Source organism: Paenibacillus sp. 01T47 (genome assembly GCF_056398245.1).
The window spans coordinates 817159-836654 of record NZ_JBFTPA010000001.1 but is presented as its reverse complement, the minus strand read 5'-3'; the positions used below and the strand labels follow the sequence as shown (position 1 = coordinate 836654).

Annotated in this window: 17 protein-coding genes and 1 riboswitch; of the genes, 4 read left to right on the top strand and 13 right to left on the bottom strand. The window is 47.6% G+C overall.

From position 1 onward, the window contains the following. Positions 1-4 precede the first annotated feature (4 nt). From purK to AC1DOV_RS03510, 3 genes are read right to left on the bottom strand one after another with little or no spacing between them, the layout of a single operon-like run. Entirely contained in the window at positions 5-1180 is a 1176-nt protein-coding gene (gene purK, locus AC1DOV_RS03520) for a 5-(carboxyamino)imidazole ribonucleotide synthase (protein WP_441884054.1), read from the bottom strand. After that, a complete protein-coding gene (gene purE, locus AC1DOV_RS03515; protein WP_339206946.1) occupies positions 1177-1662 on the bottom strand; it encodes a 5-(carboxyamino)imidazole ribonucleotide mutase in 486 nt (161 codons plus the stop codon). The genes purK and purE overlap by 4 nt, the downstream gene beginning before the upstream one ends. 47 nt (positions 1663-1709) lie before the next feature. After that, positions 1710-1979 (bottom strand): hypothetical protein, encoded by a 270-nt coding sequence (locus AC1DOV_RS03510; RefSeq protein WP_441884051.1) that lies wholly within the window; start codon positions 1977-1979, stop codon positions 1710-1712. Between the two features lie 3 nt (positions 1980-1982). Beyond that, a riboswitch (purine riboswitch) is annotated at positions 1983-2082 on the bottom strand. Positions 2083-2528: 446 nt separating this feature from the next. Between AC1DOV_RS03510 and AC1DOV_RS03505 the strand changes: the two genes are divergently transcribed. Then, on the top strand, positions 2529-3806 hold the full coding sequence (locus AC1DOV_RS03505) for a LysM peptidoglycan-binding domain-containing protein (RefSeq protein ID WP_477549175.1): 1278 nt from the start codon (positions 2529-2531) through the stop codon (positions 3804-3806). Between the two features lie 77 nt (positions 3807-3883). Here the strand turns inward: AC1DOV_RS03505 and AC1DOV_RS03500 are convergent, their stop codons facing one another. The 3 genes from AC1DOV_RS03500 to AC1DOV_RS03490 all read right to left on the bottom strand — a co-directional run bounded on the left by AC1DOV_RS03500 (position 3884) and on the right by AC1DOV_RS03490 (position 7365). Further along, positions 3884-4453 carry a nitroreductase family protein gene (locus tag AC1DOV_RS03500; protein ID WP_477549174.1) on the bottom strand — a complete coding sequence of 190 codons (570 nt, stop codon included), beginning with the start codon at positions 4451-4453 and terminating at the stop codon, positions 3884-3886. A gap of 47 nt (positions 4454-4500) precedes the next feature. Then, on the bottom strand, positions 4501-5487 hold the full coding sequence (gene msrA / locus AC1DOV_RS03495) for a peptide-methionine (S)-S-oxide reductase MsrA (RefSeq protein ID WP_441885207.1): 987 nt from the start codon (positions 5485-5487) through the stop codon (positions 4501-4503). 120 nt (positions 5488-5607) lie between these two features. Then, positions 5608-7365 (bottom strand): stalk domain-containing protein, encoded by a 1758-nt coding sequence (locus AC1DOV_RS03490; RefSeq protein WP_441885205.1) that lies wholly within the window; start codon positions 7363-7365, stop codon positions 5608-5610. Between the two features lie 262 nt (positions 7366-7627). Here AC1DOV_RS03490 and AC1DOV_RS03485 point away from each other — a divergent pair, with 262 nt between their 5' ends. The 3 genes from AC1DOV_RS03485 (at position 7628) to AC1DOV_RS03475 (ending at position 10177) form a co-directional block, all read left to right on the top strand. Next, positions 7628-8059, top strand: a complete 432-nt coding sequence (locus AC1DOV_RS03485; protein ID WP_339206942.1) for a hypothetical protein — start codon at positions 7628-7630, stop codon at positions 8057-8059. Continuing rightward, positions 8056-9132, top strand: a complete 1077-nt coding sequence (locus AC1DOV_RS03480; RefSeq protein WP_339206941.1) for a phosphodiester glycosidase family protein — start codon at positions 8056-8058, stop codon at positions 9130-9132. The genes AC1DOV_RS03485 and AC1DOV_RS03480 overlap by 4 nt, the downstream gene beginning before the upstream one ends. Before the next feature lie 100 nt (positions 9133-9232). After that, entirely contained in the window at positions 9233-10177 is a 945-nt protein-coding gene (locus AC1DOV_RS03475; RefSeq protein WP_477549173.1) for a proline dehydrogenase family protein, read from the top strand. Between the two features lie 43 nt (positions 10178-10220). On the opposite strand, the gene AC1DOV_RS03470 is transcribed toward AC1DOV_RS03475, so the two are convergent. From AC1DOV_RS03470 to AC1DOV_RS03440, 7 genes are all read right to left on the bottom strand, one after another. Then, positions 10221-11360 (bottom strand): glycoside hydrolase family 88 protein, encoded by a 1140-nt coding sequence (locus AC1DOV_RS03470; protein ID WP_477510451.1) that lies wholly within the window; start codon positions 11358-11360, stop codon positions 10221-10223. Positions 11361-11417: 57 nt separating this feature from the next. Further along, positions 11418-13733: a helix-turn-helix domain-containing protein gene (locus AC1DOV_RS03465; RefSeq protein ID WP_477527674.1), complete on the bottom strand. Its 2316-nt coding sequence runs from the start codon at positions 13731-13733 to the stop codon at positions 11418-11420. A gap of 44 nt (positions 13734-13777) precedes the next feature. Continuing rightward, positions 13778-14677, bottom strand: coding sequence for a carbohydrate ABC transporter permease (locus tag AC1DOV_RS03460; protein WP_076271112.1), 900 nt, complete (start codon positions 14675-14677; stop codon positions 13778-13780). After that, positions 14671-15576, bottom strand: coding sequence for an ABC transporter permease (locus AC1DOV_RS03455; RefSeq protein WP_054027178.1), 906 nt, complete (start codon positions 15574-15576; stop codon positions 14671-14673). Before AC1DOV_RS03455 ends, AC1DOV_RS03460 begins: the two co-directional genes overlap by 7 nt. A 78-nt stretch (positions 15577-15654) precedes the next feature. Continuing rightward, positions 15655-17304: a type 2 periplasmic-binding domain-containing protein gene (locus AC1DOV_RS03450; protein ID WP_477510449.1), complete on the bottom strand. Its 1650-nt coding sequence runs from the start codon at positions 17302-17304 to the stop codon at positions 15655-15657. 298 nt (positions 17305-17602) lie between these two features. Next, complete coding sequence (locus AC1DOV_RS03445) at positions 17603-18571, bottom strand: metallophosphoesterase family protein (protein ID WP_477510448.1); 969 nt, start codon at positions 18569-18571, stop codon at positions 17603-17605. A gap of 38 nt (positions 18572-18609) precedes the next feature. After that, complete coding sequence (locus tag AC1DOV_RS03440; RefSeq protein WP_076271114.1) at positions 18610-19464, bottom strand: DMT family transporter; 855 nt, start codon at positions 19462-19464, stop codon at positions 18610-18612. Positions 19465-19496: the final 32 nt, after the last annotated feature.

Here is a 19496-nt window from a genome sequence, read left to right as displayed (position 1 = left end):
TGCTTCACACCTTCCAAATAGTTGTTTCTTCGATCCAGCTAAGCGCAGCATCCGTCGTTTCTGCCAAAACATTGACATGGCCCATCTTCCGCTTCACAACAGCTTCCTTTTTCCCGTACAAATGCAATTTCGGAGCGACATTCAAGCGCTTAGCCGCTTCATCCGCGCGAGCTGTGAGCTCTAGAAGCGGTGCGACATGCTCACCCAGCACGTTCACCATAACAACAGGACTCATAAGCGTCGTATCTCCGAGCGGCAGATTGCATACCGCGCGTACATGCTGCTCGAACTGTGACGTTCGGCAGGCTTCCATCGTGTAGTGACCGCTGTTATGCGGGCGTGGTGCAAGCTCATTTACGAACAGCTCACCATCCGCTGTAACGAACAGCTCTACTGCAATTAGACCAACTACGCCTAATCCCTCAGCGATACGCTCTGCAAGCCGTTCTGCTTGCTGCTGCAAATCCTCCGTAATTCTTGCTGGCACGATAGACAAATGCAATATATTATCGACGTGTATGTTTTCCGCGACAGGGAAGACCTTGATCTCACCCTGCGGACTTCTCGCCGCTATAACTGATATTTCCTTATCAAAACGAATGAACTGCTCAAGCACCAGTTGGACGCGCGCTCGTGCTAAGGTCTCATACGCTTCTTCTATTTCGCTTTCGCTGCGAATGACCCATTGGCCTTTGCCATCGTAACCGCCCATAGCTGTTTTCAATACGCAAGGTGTTCCAAAGGCGGTAACAGCCTCGCGCAGCTCGTCTGCGCTGCGAATCTCGCGGTAAGGGGCAACACGTACGCCAGCTGCTTCAATCGCCCGCTTCTCGCGAAGCCGATGCTGCGTTGTATACAGCAGCTCACTTCCCTGCGGCACATAAGACTCTGCCATCAGCATCGCCGCTACATCTGCATCCACATTCTCGAATTCGTATGTGATGACGTCCGATCGTTTTGCAAGCTCCCTCGCTGCATCGTGATTGTCGTAAGCTGCGACGATTTGCTCTGCTACTTGTCCAGTCGGAGCATCCGGCGTTGGATCAAGAGCAATGAAGCGATACCCCATCGCGCTGCCTGCATTCGCCATCATTCGTCCAAGCTGCCCGCCGCCTAATATGCCGATCGTACTGCCCGGCAACAGCGTCTTAATCGTTTGCTTGTCCGTTTTTTGACTCATAACGTCTCACTGCTTTCCAGCACTTCCTGCTTTACACGCTCGCGACGAGCGATTACACGCGCTTGCACCTCGGGATCAAACGCTCCCAGCATTTGTGCCGCGAGCAGTCCAGCATTCGTTCCGCCTGCGTTGCCAATGGCTACCGTAGCTACTGGAATGCCGCCAGGCATTTGAACGATAGAGAGCAAGGAATCAAGTCCGCTCAAATTCGAGGACTTCACGGGAACGCCAATAACCGGCAAAATCGTCTTAGCAGCGACCATGCCGGGCAAATGTGCAGCTCCGCCGGCTCCGGCAATAATTACCTTAAGCCCTCGTTCTACTGCAGTTTCTGCATACTCGAACATTAAATCCGGTGTCCGATGCGCAGAAACGACTTTTTTCTCATAAGGAATTTGCAATTCCTCTAGTACGTCGCAGGCTAATTTCATTGTGTCCCAATCCGATTTGCTGCCCATGATGACGCCAACCTTCGCAGACATGCGTTCAAACCCACTTTCATCTATAAGATAATTAATGATCAAGCATCCTATAAAACAACACATCCAAAATAGAAAAGGCCCTTCAGCAGCCATAAGAATGGGGATGCCGCAGGACCGGAGCGGAAGCACAGACCGGTATTCATGCGAATCCATGGCCAATCAAGCTTCACTTCAATGAGGACGAGACAAATCGTGCTGCAGAGCCGAAAAGACAACAGAAGGCTGCCCCGTAAAGGAGGCAACCAGTGTCCAACTAACAAGGCACTTTGCAGACTTGCATTTGCTTTATGGCGATCCGAAACCTTACGATTCGACATCGCTTATCGTCTCATTTTGCTCGTAGTCCGAAAATTAAGGTTCTCGGGTAGAAACATTCAGGCCTGATCCCGAATATATACGAGTAAACTTTAAATGAAATAGTAGGAAGACAAACAAACAGCAATACGTTCCAGCGGACAATTCCGCCTCAAACCTATTCTAGTTTATCTAATCCCCAAACCACTGTCAATGAAATACGAACATTAAAAGAGAATGTTTTATAAAGGTTCGTTTTTTTGAACAAAATAATCGGAAATCCCGTATGAAATAACCATATTTAGGTGTATCGCACCTGATCATTCCCTAAACTTACCTTCTTTACTATTCTGTACAACCCCCATTCGTATTGGCTGTCGTGCTTTTTCTTTGGCCTCTTCCTTATCATTCCCATTTCTCCGTCTGCCTTAAGCGAGCGGATTGACATTTCCCATTCGAATGCGAGAGCCATTTAATGAATACATTATAAAAGAGTCTTTTCTTAGCATTCAGGCAGGCACCGCAGCCGAGACCGCAATAGCTAATCATTTTAAAAAGGAGGCTCGAATAGGGTGCATATTCATGTCGTGCAAAAAGGAGATTCCATCTATAAGCTTTCTCAAATATACGATTTGTCGATAAACGACATCACAGATGCAAACGGCCTTAGCGATCCAAACGTACTCGTTATTGGTCAGGCGCTTATTATTCCAACTGATGCAAGCACTCATAAAGTACATTACGGTGAATCGCTCTGGCTAATCGCCCAGCGATATGGCGTTACACTGCAGGAGCTCGCGAAAATAAACAAAATCTCTAATCCCGCCCTTATTTACCCGGGGCAAACACTTGTTATTCCTCAAACCGTGCGGCCAACAATTGAAGTAAACGCCTATACACAGAAATTTGACGCTGCCGGTGTTCGTTTAATTGAGGACATTGGCCAACATCTAACCTATTTAAACCCATTCAGTTACCGTGTACAGGCTGACGGTACTTTTACGCTTTTAGATGATTCAGCTATTATAAATGCAGCCTACCAGACACAAACAACGCCTATGATGGTTCTAACTAATTTCGAAAACGGCACATTCAGTCCTGATACTGCCCATGCGGTGCTCGCAGATGCCGGGCTTCAACAAAAACTCATAACGAGCATTCTCGTTATGATGAAGCAAAAAGGTTATCTAGCGCTCAATGTTGATTTCGAATATGTTCCGCCTGCCGATCGTGAGTTATTTCAACATTTTATTCAAAATCTCGTCGACAGCCTGCACCCGGAAAATTATCTCGTATCCGTTTGCCTCGCGCCCAAGCTGAATGCCGACCAAGCAGGCACGCTATATGAAGCGCATGATTACCAGGCACTAGGCCGCATCGCCGATTTTGTTATTCTCATGACCTATGAATGGGGCTGGTCGGGCGGGCCGCCGCGAGCCGTCGCTCCGCTGAACGAGGTCAACAAGGTGCTGCAATATGCCCTCAGCGTTATTCCTCCCCAAAAAATCGTAATGGGCATGCCTTTGTATGGCTACGATTGGACACTTCCCTACGTCCAAGGCGGAAAGTGGGCACCGACGATCAGTCCGCATGAAGCGGTAATTCGTGCGAATACTTACGGAGCCACTATTCAATATGATGATGAGGGACAATCACCTTACTATAACTATTACGACAAGGAAGGCCGAGAGCATGTGGTCTGGTATGAGGATGCACGCAGCGTTCAAGCCAAATTCAATCTTGTCAAAATATATAAGCTTCGCGGCATCGGCTATTGGGTGCTCGGCGTACCGTTCCCGCAAAACTGGTATGTGCTGCAAGCCAATTTTAAAGTGAAAAAGCTCATATAATTAATGATTTAATACAGATAAAAAGAAGGGCCGTATCGTTCGGCATAATCGAACGGTACGGCCTTCTTTTTTATTTATTAAACCAACCACACCGTTTTTGCAGTGGCAGGTACACGCTGCGGCTCTGGAGCCGTCATATCCGGATAACCTAGGTAAATAAAACCTACGATTTGATCTTGTTCACGCAGGCCGAATGTTTCTCTCATAATCGGGTGGTACATTGGATCGCCCGAACGCAATATCGCCCCAAGTCCATTCGCATGTGCTGAAAGCAGCAAATTTTGCACCGCTGCTTGAGCAGCAGCAAGCTCCTCTGCCAGTACAGCACGCGGATCATCCGACGGTGAGCATACTGCCGCAATAACGACTGGGGCACGGAATGCTTTGGTACGTTCTTTAGCCAAACGATCTTCAAGCGGCTGTCCGCTCAGCTCAGGAACAGCGGCCGCGGATACACGCGCATATCCTTCTGCAAGCCGCCCTCTGCCTTCACCCGTCATCACAATAAATGACCAAGGCTGCGTATTATGATGGCTAGGCGCCCAAACAGCTGCATCCAACAACCGTTCAATAAGTGCACGGTCAACAGGGTCCTTCTTCACTCTTCCAATCGTTCTTCTCGTGCGAATCGCTTCTTCTATGTTCATTTCAGCTTCTCCTCCACCCAAATGTCTATAATAAGATGCTTAAAAGCTTATTGCTCAAACAGATGCAAATATTCGCCGTATCCTTCTTCCTCCAGCTTATCCTTGCCGATAAAACGCAGTGAGGCGGAATTGATGCAATAACGAAGCCCCGTCGGCTGCGGTCCATCATCAAATACATGACCGAGATGAGAATCGCCCTCTTTGCTGCGAACCTCGACCCGTACCATATAATGCGAGGAGTCCGTATGCTCAGAAACAGCTGCTGCTTGCAGCGGCTTCGTGAAGCTCGGCCAACCGCAGCCAGCATCGTACTTATCGCGGGAGCTGAACAGCGGCTCTCCAGAAACGATATCTACATAAATGCCATCCTCGGTGTGATCCCAATACTCCCCTGTGAATGGACGTTCTGTTCCACTGTTTTGTGTGACCTCATACTGGATCGGCGTAAGACGCTGCTTCAATTCTGCAGGGTCTTTCTTAATCGCCCAGTTTTGTGAAATAAAAGCGTCGCGGCCAGAGCCTTTACGATACATTTTGTAACGATACGGATTCGATTTGTGATAGCCCTGGTGATAGTCCTCTGCCGGATAAAAAGTTTGCGCCGGTTCGATTTCCGTTACGATTGGCCGGTCGAAGCGACCGCTAGCTTCAAGCTCTTGTCTAGAAGCTTCCGCCAGCTCGCGCTGCTCTTCATCATAATAATAAATACCTGTCCGATAAGATTCCCCGCGATCATGGAACTGACCGCCTGCATCCGTAGGGTCGATTTGCTTCCAGAAAATATCAAGCAGCTTCTCATAAGGGAAGATCGCAGGATCATACGTAATTTGTACCGCTTCCGCATGACCTGTCGTCTCCGAGCATACTTCCTGATACGTTGGGTTTACCGTATGTCCACCCGTATATCCGGATACGACCGATATAATTCCCGGCATTTCCTCGAATGGCGATACCATGCACCAGAAGCAGCCTCCTGCGAACATTGCTTTTGCTTCTTTTCGGCTCGCGCCGTTATTTGTAATTGGTTGATCCATGCTGATCATCCTCCTAGTTGGTTCAAATGATAATGAATCTCTATTATACAATACTAGGTGGGCTAACAACAAAAAAAGGAGGAAACATCGCTTGGCAGCGACGTTTCCTCCTTCTATTGGTTATTTAAAGTCCGAGCCTGGAAAAAATACGAATAAGATCGGTAATGAGCTTGCGCCCGGTGATGAATACTGAATCGTTACTTCTGGCGCAGGCTGCATGCCAGCTGCTCCAGCGGGTTGATTCGGTTGCGTATAGATCAATGCGCCTTCGCCTACCTTCACATGACCGCCTGAAGGGACGTACACCACTTTTCCATTTACACTTACTGCGCCTTGGAAAATTCCCGCTCGAGGATTAAGAATAATCCGTGTTCCCCAAGCGACATTTTTGAGCTTGACGGTCGTTACGGCACCATATTCCCCGCCGTTAATTGTCATTCCGCCTGTCAATGCATCTACACCTGCCATAGCAGGGCCACGTTGACCTAAGCGCAGCTTACTTTCTGTAACGCCAACCTTCTCATTCACTTCAATATATTGATCGGTATCGAAGAACTTGCCGCGATTTCCGACCTTCTCCAGCTCAGTAACCATAGACACTGCACTAATCGGGTCGGTGTCTACTTTAAGCGCCATCGTGGAAAATGTCAGCTTACCGTCCATATCGACATCAAGCAAGCCCGAGAAACCTTCGTCTGGATTCATAATAATTTTCTCAAGCTCCGGCAGCAGCACAGCGGAAGTGCCAGGCTCAATAATCATCTCGCGCGGCTGTGAGCTTGCAAAATATCTAGCCACTGCAGCCGATCCAAATTGCATTGCACTAACGCTTGGTCCAGCAAGACCGCGGTTGCCAATCGTCAGCTTCACGCTTTCGCTTTCGTTATTCGTAACCACAACCGCCAGCTTTAATCGCTCGTCTGAGCCGTTGCGGTGATGAAGGAATAAACGACTTGCATCATTCAAAGTATCTTCGTACAGCAAACCTTCTCCAAAGAAACGCTCCGGCGCATTCGACATATACAATGTGCGGCCGCCTTTGGATTCAATCGTATCCACCTCTTTGAAGGTGTTCATTAGCTTCCCGTCAACTTCAAATTTATCGCCCGGGTTACCATAACGCATGTAATATTCATAAGGCGTATACATAACCTCTTCTGTTACACGAATATCTTGAGACACGACTTCACTTCGTGCGCCATCGTTGTCGTAGACACTTTGAGTAACGGTATAAACACCTGGCTCAAAATATGTACTTTTACGGCCGGTCCACTCTGTCTTCACGATTTTACCATCAGGGTCATAGCTCAAATCCTTAAATTCGATTGGCTCCCCGAGTTTCACCTCATACGGAGCTTCGAAGCGGGCTACTGGCGGCACGTTTGGCTCCGGCTGAATCGTTATGCTAATTTGCTTAAGCTGTGCATTAAACACATAAGTCGCATTCCACAGCAGCTTGACTGCTGATAAAGGCACATGCATCGTTCCATTAATTTGTGTAGCTGCATTAGGCAGTACAACGTAGCTTCCGTTGCGATTCGCACCGCGCATATTATTGTTCAGTGTAACTTTGTTGAAATAAGTATCGATATGAGTGCCTTTACTATCAGCATAAACGCTTGCTCCAACGGAAGTAGCAATCGTCCGAACAGGAATCATCGTAACTCCCTTTACTACCGGCAGCGGCGCCGTCATTTGCTGCGCCTTGCCGTTTATCGTCATTTTTTTCGAACCATGCACAAACTCCACCTTTATCGGCTGACGCTCAGCTGCATTAGCTTCCTCCTTCACTCCAAATCCAGTACCTGCCAGCGAAACGAGTAAGCCTGCTATGAGAACTCGCTTAGTCATTTGCTTAAACCAATTCTGTGTTTTCATCTTGTTCTCCTTCCAATTTGCGGCATCGGCTGCCGCATCCCTTATGGTTAGACGCCGAAAGGAGGGAGAATGTTCCGGTCCGATTTGAAATTTACAGGAAATTCCCATATATCGCAAAGGACATCTACGTTTGTCTTTGTTACAATAAGATGACATCCGCAACTATTTAGGAGCAATTGAAGTCTAATCTATGTACCCTTGCTAGCAGTTCGTTCATCCGATCTTTCGTGCAAGTGACTATCAAGAGAGGTGAATGAATAGAATGAGTGATTTGATTTTGGAACAACGCACTGCCAGCCAATTCGATAAGAAAACACGCAGAAAGAAAGGAAACCGTACCTTCCTTCTTTTTGTCTGCATATGGGTCATTATTATATGCTCCGGCATATTGGGCGCCAAATGGTATACCGAACGGATTCAGCAGACGTTATCCGCAAACTTGGAGCAGCAAACCGCTGGCCAAATTGCGGCTATGCAGCAAGCTTATGAGGCTCGCATGCTGAAGCTCGAAACCGACTACACCGCAGATCTTGCTGAGCTAAAGGCAAAAGTCGATGCGCTAAATGAACTGCTTACGTTCACGAAGGACAACGCCGCTTCCAAAACGGACAACAGCAACAAGCTGTATACGCAGTTGAATGAAGTGAAAAAACAGCTTAATGAGCTGCAGAAGAGCTTGGACGTGCTCAAATGAATATAACCGTCAAAGCGTTAAATCGAACTGCACTGCTTGCCTGTGCACCTTTTCTAGGCATTATGATCTGGCTGTTATTGTCCGATATCGTTATTCAATTATCTGCTGAAGCCTTTCCAAAGCCCATTACCGAGCAAACAAGGCTTCCCGAATCCGATATTAAGCATGCCGCTGCCGGCCTTGACCTCGCACAGGAGACAGCATCACAAACACGAGAGTCCATTCAAAGACAGCTGAAGCTGTACAAAGAAACGAATGCCGATATGGCAAAGATATCCTCCATGGCTGCATCGCAGGCAATGAGACCTTTGCAAATTTACGACCGCAATATTACGAGCAAGCTTGGCAAGGTCGCCGGTACGATTGAATCGGACAAGCTAAGAGCACAGCTTTTCTACATAAAAGCAGAAAACTTCTCGGCGTACGCGCTCAAGGTGAAGCTTAAGAGCAAAGATGCGATGACGATGTCGCTCGGCGGTGAAGAGCTTGGACAAGCAGAGACTACTCTCGCCGCAGTAGCCCGGCACGGAGCTGTTGCCGGCATTAATGCAGGCGGCTTTGCAGATGGACGAGGCAAAAGATATCCGCTAAGCACAACCATTGTGGACGGAGATTACGTGACAAGCTTCGAACCGCCGCGTGCGGATTTGTTTTTTGTAGGCTTAAACGAGCAAAATGAGCTCATCGGAGGAAAATTCGCAAGCAAACAACAGCTGGATGCCAAAAACCCGAAATTCGGTGCATCCTTTGTTCCTGTACTGCTGCGCGGCGGATCTCCACAACCGATCCCAGCCAAATGGCAGACCAGTCCAAAGCGCGCGCCACGGACCGTCATTGCTAATTTTAAGGATGATCAGCTGCTATTTCTTGTAGCTGACGGCTACAACGAATCAGGCAGCTCAGGGGCTACGCTTGGTGAAATGCAGCTATTGCTGCAGCGCTATGGCGCCGTTGACGGCTACAACCTGGATGGCGGCGGCTCGTCCTCGCTCATTTTTAACGGAAGAGTCATTAATAAGCCTTCCGACGGACAGCTTCGCAAGCTGCCGACGCACTTTTTGTTATTTAAATAATTAGGCCTGCATAGCGCGATGAAGATGATTTCTGAATATACTATTATCGAACTCCTAAGTTTTGACCCCTACTACTGTTCTTCGGAAAGGAGCAGCACGAATGGGCATTGGATCGAAATGGTACCGCAAATCATTATTGACGATTACAGGCATTCCTCTGGTAGAAAGGCTTTCAACTACGTATGGAAAAAAACTCGCGAGCCGATTTATTGCGGGGGAGACGCTTGAAGAGGCTTTGCTTGAGCTCGAAAAGCTAGGCAAGCTAGGCATTATGGCAACGCTTGACCATCTTGGCGAAGGTATACAGGACTTAAGCGAGGCATCAGCATACAGAGATCAATATTTGAAGCTAATCGAAGGCATAGCTGATCGAAAAGCTAATTCTCATGTATCGCTGAAGCCTACTCAAATGGGTCTCGCTCTTGACCAAGCGGCTTGTTACGCCAATATTCGAGACGTAGTCAAGCATGCAAGGCGCCATCGAAACTTCGTTCGAATTGACATGGAGAATACGCCTTACACGCAAGCTACAATCGATATCGTTAAAAGGCTCCACAAAGAAGGCTTAACCAATGTCGGCACCGTGCTGCAGGCTTACCTATTCCGAACGGAGCAGGATGTTAACGATATGCTTCAAGCACGCATAAGCTTGCGACTCGTTAAAGGCGCCTACAAAGAATCGAGTGAGGTCGCCTATCAAGATAAAAACGAGGTCATCGACAATTTCAAAAGCATGATCAAGGCTCATTTGGACAAAGGCATCTATACTGCCATTGCCTCACATGATGATGCTATTATTAGCTGGGTAAAAGCTTATGCGCGCACGAACCGTATTGCCAAAAGCGCCTTCGAGTTCCAAATGCTCTACGGCCTCCGAATGAATGAACAGGCGAAGCTCGCAAAGGAAGGCTACCGCATCCGCTGTTACGTCCCTTACGGCGCCATGTGGTACCCCTACTTCACCCGCCGACTTGCCGAGAAACCTGCAAACCTTATGCTCGTTCTTAAAAACATGTCCGGTCTAAAGAAGGCATCCCCTAAGTAAAAACAGTCGAGCAGGATAGCTTTACCTGCTCGACTGTTTTTTTCTATCGATCTTCGTACCAATACCCTTTGACCCCCTTCTCTAGGCGAAGCAGAGCTTCCAAATAATAATAATCGCCCCAAATCATAAAATCGTCCGGAGACGATCCGCCTCGAACATGGTAAGAGCCTCTTTTGATCAGGCCTTCCACATTCGGCTCATTGATGGTCGAATAATTGAGTACAAGCGACTCCATCACAAGCCGTATTCTGCGTTCGAAATACGCGCGCTCCGGGTCACTCTCATCCATCAAATCGAGCAGCTCCAACAAACCGGCGCAAAAGATGGCAGAAGCCGAGCTGTCACGAGGCGTTCCAGACTCGATAGGCGCATTAAAGTCCCAATAAGCCACTTCATCCTCTGGCAGATGGCTCAAGAAAAACCGCGCCAGCCTTTTTGACGTCTCTAGGTAAAGCCGATCCTCCGTATACCGGTACGACAGCGCGAATCCATATACACCCCATGCTTGTCCCCGTGTCCACGTCGACCCGTTTGTGTAGCCTTGAGCTGTATCGCCGCCGATCGGTTCGCCATTTTTTTGATCAAAATGAAAGGTATGATAGGACGAGTCATCCCCGCGGACCAGATAACGTCGGCTCTTGTCAGCATGGAGGACCGCAGCCTGACGGTACCGTTCATCGCCTGTCTGCTCGAAGGCCCAGTAAAGCAAAGGCAAATTCATCATGCAGTCGATAATAATGCGGCCGCCGTTTACAGAGTCGCCAGCAGGTCCCCACGCTTGAAAATATTGACCCAGCTCGCGCCACCTTGCCATTAGTTTGTCGGCGGCCCTTAAAGCAAGCTGCCTCGCAGCTTCATCCTTTTCTATGATCCACTGTGCTTTAGCCGACAGCGAGTACAAAAATCCGATATCATGATGATCCAGCACCCGGTCCGCTTCATAGCGCTCCCGGAAGCTTTCAACGGTTCGGGCTGCCGCTTGCCGAAATGCGTCATCGCCGCTGTACTCGTAACAAAGCCATAACATGCCGGACCAAAAGCCGTCGGTCCAATCCTCATTGGCGTTCAACTCATACGAGCGGCCACCGTCCGTGCTGACATGTGGAAATTGATCGCCAAATTTGCCGATATTCCGCCTCGTCTTCTGTAAAGCGTCCTCAATAGCTGTTTGCCATACGCTCATCGGATTCATCCTCCCCATATTCCGGCATCATTCAAAAATAAAAGACGGCTCTCAGCCTCACCGCTCTAGAGCTTCTCTTCCGTCCCTACTCTGCCTATACTGTCCCGGCGTTATGCCTTCGTACTTTTTAAACACCCTTAGCAAAGATTGGCTGCTTGCAAAGCCGCATTGCTCGGCAATATCTTGAATGGCGTGGTTGGTCTCAGCAAGCAGCGATTTCACCTTGTCAACACGCCGCTTATTAACAAAATCAACGAGATTCTCTCCGGTTTGCTCTTTGAAAAATCGAGATAAGTAAGTCGGATTAATATCGAAAGCAAGCGAAATGCTCGTCAGGCTAATATTCATATCATTCAAGTTATGAAGGACATGCTCGACAACTTGGCTCTTCAAATCGGTATTATGGCTTTTCTTCTTTTGCTGCAAATAATCACAGGCTTTCTTTAGGAAGTCCAAAATTTCTTCTTCCATCTCTGCGAAGGTTTCGCATTCTGTAATCTGCTTAATTAAATCCGTTTTCTCCACCATAATTTCTTTCGTGCTAAGTTGAAGCTGCTCTACCGCTTTCAGCATCGTGCCGACGAGTTCGAACATCAGCAATTTTCCCATTTGAATGGACAGCGTTCCCTCGGAAAAATTCGTAATGAGGATACGCTGCAGGACAGCTGCCGCCTCATCGTAATTGCCTGCCGCCATCAAGTTAATTAATTGACGTTCGGTATCGAGCGGATAATACAAATCATTTTTGGGACGCTTAATCGATTCATAGGAAATGATTTGGTTGGAGCCAAGAACAAGCTTATATTCCAGAGACTCGACCGCTTCCTCGTAACATTTTGGGAGCGTCGACCAAAACGTATGGATATCACTGACACCCACGGAAAAACGAACGAAAAATTTATCTTGAATAAAACGTTTAGCGTCATTTGCCACTTTGAGCAGCTCTTTCTTTGCTTCCTTCTCTTTCCCTAGGACGTTTACAACGCAAGCAATCATGCCGTCAACTTCCGTGAAATAAGTGCGATGGCCTGCGGATAACAGCTCCTCAAAAATGTTCGTAACGATCAGGTAAACGAATTGAAGCTTCCTCTCCGCATCCATTTCTTGATTCGCCTGAAACAGCCGTTCATAGTCTTCGATCTGCAGCAGCAAGACGGCAAACCGGTCTGTCTCGAACCGAAAATCAAACGATTCAATGGCTTGCGGCAGTGCGGAGCTCATATCCACACGGCCTTTCAGCAGACGGGCCAAAAATTGGTTGCGCAGCACTTGATGCTGCTCGAGCAGCTTTCTACTTGCTTCATCTTGGATGGCTGCGCTGTCGGTCATAAACGATTGCAGAACCGCAAATTCGTTCGGCATATTCATCATGTTTGTTTTGACCTTTGTTGAAACAAAATTCATCATATTTTGAATAGGGGCATAATTTCTTCGCGTAAGCCAAAAGGCGCTAAGTCCGCCCAGTCCGATGCAAAGCAGCATCGCAATATAAATCAAATTTTTCAGCAGCTTCACTTTAGCGGAATACACTTGCTCCGGCAAAACCGAAATATAGGTCCAATTCGTCGTATCCGACTTCACATAAGATATGGCCGCATCGTTGCCGTCCACTAATTCCGTAAGAAAACCGCGTTGATTGCTCATTTTCGGTATCGGCAGCTCAGCCAGTCCAGTCTGAGGGCCAGTAATCATGATGGGATGGCCCTCGCGATCGAGGATATAAACCGAACCCTCGGTTGCTAGACCGACTTTCGAAATCGCTTGCTTGAGCCGATCCTGATTGAGCAGCACAACAAGAGTCGCAGGGGCAGCTTTAATCTCTTGAATTGGCAAGGATTGCACGTAAACGAGCGAGTTTTCCGTTTGTTTGGCGCCTTCATTTAATGTAACGAAAAGACCAGCATGGCTCGCCCGGAGCCACTCTGTCCATTCCGCAAAGCTTTTTCCCGATGCCTTATGGAGCACGGAATACAAATCGTCTGCCGGCATAAACGTCGTTGTCGTTATCCCATATTCTTTGTTCTTGAGATAGATATAGGCATCGGTTATATTGCCGTTGGCAATCGTATAAGACTGAAGGCTCGAGATCATTTCCATCGTGCCGAACCTGGCTTCCGCCGTATCCAACGTTTCACGGTTTAAATACGTCATGACTTTCGGGTCAAACGATAATTGCGTGCCTAACCTTCGAATGTCAGTGATCTGATTGTCCACTAATTGCCGAACCTGATCGAGGAGCGTGTCGTTAGCTCTGCGCACTTCCTTGACCAGCATTTCTTGTGATTGCAGTAGGACGATTAAGGTAATAAGGATTGGAATAAATAAGACAAATAAATACGAGTACAGCCAAAACTTATAAACCTTGCGTTTCATATGAGCATCCACCGCCAGAGAATTATACTCCGAGTATATACCAACTACTCTTTTACCGCACCGATCATAACGCCCTTCGCGAAAAACTTTTGCAGAAACGGATATACAAGCAATATTGGAAGCGTCGCAACCATAATCGTGGCATATTTGATGCTTTCCCTGATTCCTTCTTGATCCGCCATCGCGTCTCCCAGCTGCATGGAGCTCGTATCGTTAATGACCAATATTTCTCGTAAAATGATCTGCAGCGGAAATAATTCACGGTCACGGATAAACAACATCGCATTGAACCAAGAATTCCAGTGGGCAACGCCGTAGTAAAGAATCATAACCGCGATAATCGGCATGGAAAGCGGGACGACGATTTTGAATAAAATGCCGAACTCCCCGGAGCCATCTATTTTGGCAGATTCGATCAAGCTCTCGGGAATCGCCTCGAAGGAGGTGCGCATGATGATCAGATTCCATGTGCTGATTGCGACCGGCACGATTAATGCCAGCAAGCTGTTGCCCATATGCAGCCAATTGTTGATCAATAAATAAGTAGGAATCAGTCCGCCGCTAAAATACATTGTAAAAATGATAGCGATCATAATCGGTTTGCGCAGCATGAACTTACGGGACAAGCCGTAGGCGCCAAGCGCCGTGAAAAACAAGTTAAACAGCGTTCCAGAGAAGAGGATCAGGAGCGTATTCCGGTATCCGCTGAATATATTAGGATTGTCGAGCACGCGGGAGTAAGCCTCCCAGCTAAATCCAAGCGGACCTAGGAGCATGCCTTGATGTGCAATCAATCGATTAGAGTCGCTTAAGGAAGCCATTACGACATGATAAAAAGGATAAATGGTGACGACGATAAGCAAAAGCATGAGAATGGCGTTCAATATATCAAATGTGCGGTCTGTCATCGTATTATTTTTCAAGTTCCCATTCCCCCTTACCATAATCGGTTCCCGGATACCCGGCGGGAAAACCAGTTGGCGCTGATGAGCAAAACAAAGTTGATGCCAGCTTGAAACAAGCCGACGGCAGAAGTAAAGCTGTAATCCTGGCCTTCCGCAAGCCCTTTCCTGTACACAAAGGAAGAGATAATATCCGCAGTCTCATAGGTATTCGGATTGTAGAGCAATATAATCTTCTCAAATCCGATATCCATAAGCCCCCCGATTCGAAGAATGAGCAGAATCATAATGATTGGAATCAATCCCGGAAGCGTAATGCTCCACATTTGCCTAAACCTCCCGGCACCATCGACTCTGGCCGCTTCGTAGAGCTCGGGATTAATGCCGCTGAGCGCCGCCAAGAAGATGATGGACGACCAGCCAAGCTCCTGCCATATGCTGGAGAATACATAAATGAACCGAAAGTTAGCGGCATCGCCAAGCAAAGTAGTGCGTTCGCCCCCGAAAAATTCGATCATCGTACTGATAATCCCATCACGGTTCGTAAAATCGAGAATGAGTCCGCAAATGACAATGAGCGATACAAAGTGAGGCAGATAGACGACCGTTTGAACGACGTTTTTGAACAGCTTCAAACGGATTTCATTGAGCAAAATAGCAAGAATAATCGGCGCTGGAAAACCAAACAAGAGCTGATAGAAGCTTAGCAGCAGCGTATTGCGCAGCACCCGCCAAAAGTAGATGCTGTCAAAAAAGTCCTTGAAATTGTCAAGGCCAACCCATGGGCTTCCCCATACACCCTTGGCAATACTGAAATCCTTAAAGGCAATAATCGAACCGTACATCGGAAGATATTTAAAAATAAAATAATACAAAACAACTGGCAGCACCATAAAATAGATGGCTTTATTTCTCACAAGATCGTTAGCTAGTTTTCTCATCATCGCAGGTGCACTCTCTTTCCACCGAAATTGATTTTTAAAGGAAGGGGAGTGTGTTCCCCCCTTCCTTCAATCGGTTTAACGTTTGTTGAAACGGTCGAAAGCGGCTTGCTGAATTTCTATCGCGCGCTCGATTCCCATTTTCTTAAACTGCTCGATCGCTTTATCGAAGCTGTCCAAACTAGAGGTGCCCATAATCAGTTTCGTGACAATCTCTGAACGATACGTATCCACATCCGTCATAATTTTGCTGAATTCGCTTGCTTCCTCCGGCGTTAAAGAAACGGGAGGAATGAGAACGGAGGCAGAGTTTTTCGCGAATTTGGCATACGCTTTTACTGCTTCCTTCTGGGCGTCGAGCGAATAGTATTGGTCATTATAACGGTCATCGTCCGGACCCGGGAACGGATAGTTCGCAATGAAGTTTTTCGCCATCGCTTGGCCGATCGGCAGTCCGTCCGGATTTTTCATGATCAAATCCGTAAATTTAGGCTGACCATCCACCAGAGTATACGTTGTGCCGTCAATACCGAAGTTTTTCAGCATAGCGCCTTCTTCGCTGAACAAATAATCAAGCGCCTTGATCGTAGCTTCCGGATTTTTGTTTGCGCTTGTGATGACAGCTCCCGTATTGCTGTAATCCCAGCCGGTTTCTGTGAATTTAGGCTCGTCTCCTTTATTCATTACCGGATATTGAGCGGCGGAAAGCATCGCCTTCGGATCCGCCTGCTGCAAGGAAGGAAGCCATGCGCCCATGCTGCCGCCAATGTAACCGAAGGTAGCGGCTGCCTTGCCTGAAGTGATCTTCGCTTCCTTCGCTTTGTTGTCGTTGGAAGCATAGTCCGGATCAATCAAACCCTCTTTATACCATTTTTGCATACGCGCCAAGTAGTCTTTAAATGCAGGCTGAAGCGGCCCATACTCAATTTTGTCGCCATTCAGATAAAAATCTTTGCCGATGCCGTATGCCCCGATAAAGTCCATCGAGCTTTTTGATCCTAGAAGCATGTCTTTCTCGGACGTATATGGAATGACACCTTTTTTCTCTTTAATCGTTTTTAGAACAATCTCCCATTCGTCGATCGTTTCGGGCAGCTGCAAGCCCAGCTCATCGAGCCAATCCTTCCGTATCATCTGGCCGGAGAACGTTTTGTATTTGCCGTGATCGCCAACCTTCAGGTTAGGGAATACGTAAATATCGCCGTTATCCGCTTTAATTTGCTTGGCGATAAGCGGATATTCCTCGAGAATTTTTTTCAAATTCGGTGCGTGCTGATCAATAAGATCGTTTAATTTAATAATCGTTCCATCCTGAAACAGCTTGGCTGGACCGCCTTGGAAGTTGGACATGTTCCACACAATCAAATCCGGAAGCACATTGGAAGCTACCATCACGCCGAATTGCTGCTGAGCATCGGCACCCGTGCCCGTCGGATGTTCAAAGTCGAATTTCACATTCGTCTTTTTCTCCCATTCCTTCACCATCGCTACATCGCTTAAGCTTTGAACGACGGCTTGCGCATTAGGGTTTAAAGGATGCCAGAGCTTTAGCTTTACAGGTCCAGCCGATTTATCGCCTTTCCCCGCATTTTCTTTCGCTCCGTTGCCGGATGCCGCGTTGTTAGCGGGTTGTTCTGACTTGCCGCTGGAGCAAGCCGTTGCAATTCCTCCGAACATCAATACGATGGCAAGCAGCAGAGCAATTCTAGTAAAAATACTTCTTTTCATGCGTGACTCCCCTTTACGAATTTATTTATGAGGCGCCTGCCGGTTGCCGGCTCGCCTTAATCCCAATCTAATGGATAATAGCAGCCCCGTACATTTTCAATTGCTATAACGGTATTCATTTTTATACAAACAGCGATTTACGATTCTTTACACGATATCCTTTTTTGTAGAAAACCTTTAAACAATGCTGTTGCGACGCCTTATTTCATGATTTCCGCAAAAAAAAAGATGTCCCGGATTCCTAAGAATATTCGGGACATCTTTGCTTCTTCGGGCTATTGAATTATAAGTGCTTGTATTAACCGATTTCCGGCTGATGCTCCGGCTGATGCAGGGCGACCGTGCCGTCATCAAGACGCAGCCATGATTCCACTTTCCGTTCGTTTTCGGTCAAGCGGATCACGCGGGCACCCCGCGGGAAACCTTCCTTGCCGTAAGTGTTGTATCCTGTTGCTCGTCCGTAATAAAGGCGAATCCCGTAAAGCTCTCCCCAATAGTCGTTCGTGTGGTCATGGCCGCAAAAAGTTGCAATCACGTCTCCCTGTGCCAACATCGCTGAGAAGAAACCTGCTTGCGTCTGCGCGGCGCATACCCCCTCATGTTTATGGCCATAGCACACTTCCCGGTCCCACACTTCTTGGTATTCAGGCAGAGGGATGTGAAAGAATGCGAGTGCCGGCAATGCAGCGCCCTGATGACGAGCTTTCCAAGCCTTGGATTGCTCCATGTACCACTGCACTTGATCATGCTGAATCCAATCGTAGCCGGGTACGCCAGGCAGCTTGGAATAATCGCCAGAATCCAGGCAATAGAGCATAGCAGCCTCTTGATCGTTGTCAGACCCAAGTACAGGCAACGCGTAGTTGCCTGTGCCATGGATATCCCGCGGTCCCGGCTCGGCAAACGTGTGAGCGTGCTTTAGCACCTCGCCCATCAGGTCATCGCGGGTAATATCGTTCTCCGTATCGTGGTTGCCGAATACGATTCCCCACGGAATGCCTCTCTGCTCGGCAGCGGCAACCGCGTCCCGAAACGCTTGAAGCGGATCTTGGCATAAGACTGCCCCGTCTGAACCTCTGCCCGTGAAAATGACATCTCCTGTAAACATAACAAAATCCGGTTGTTCAGCCTCAAGTACAAGCTCCATCGTAGCCTTGGAACGCAAATCTAAGTCCGATCCGTCCTGCCAATGAATATCTGTAAACTGGACAATTGTAAAAGTGCCGTCTTTGCGAAAACGAAGCTTTTTGGCGTTTTCCATCTTCATCCTTACTCCCTCTCCATTAGGTATTCAGGTGCTATTGTTTAATGCCCTGATGACGCAATCATAATAATGCCCATAACTACAGCGATCGAAGCCGTAATTCTGCGAGTCCCTTGCGACTCTTTTAATACAAATAGACCAAGGAGCGTGCCAAACACGATTCCTACCTCGCGCATAGGCGCAACTGTAGAAATATTGGCATTTCTGGCTGCAAACAAAAACAGCAAGTACGAGCCCGGAGACAAGATAGCGCCAATCCAAATAATATTAATATGAGTGCGAATAACATGCTTAAGCCGTTTAGAACGAAGAACAGCAGGTGTCAGTCCGAGTACAAAACCGATATTCGTCACCTCAAGCAGCGCAAGTGGAGAAAGATGCTGTAAATTCACTTTATCGATAAGCGTGTAAGTGGTAATGCATAGCCCAACGCTCATCGCCAGCAGTACAGGCTTATAGAAAGACTGCTGATGCCCTTTGCCCGAAGATCTTCCGATCATGACGATGAACCCGATCAGCATAAAGCTGAGTCCGATCCACCCCCACAAAGGCAATGTCTCTTTTAATAGCAATACGCCGATGGCTGGGATAAGCAAGGTTGGTGTCCCCCGCATGATCGGATACACTTGCGATAAATCTCCAGCATTATAGGTGTAAGCGAGCAACAGCGAATAAACGCTTTGCATAATTAGCGATGCCCCGATTAACAGCCACTGTGTCTGAGATAGTGACGCACTCGAAAGTTCATTAATGAGTGTCGGCAGCAAAACAATAGTTGCAGGCATATAAATCACCCATAAGAACAACGCTTTATCCGTACTTTGCTTTGCTAGCATATTCCACACCGCATGCGCCAAACCGGAACACAAGACAAGAATAAGAGAAATAACAATCAATTATGAAACACCTCCATCGATCCTCATTTAGA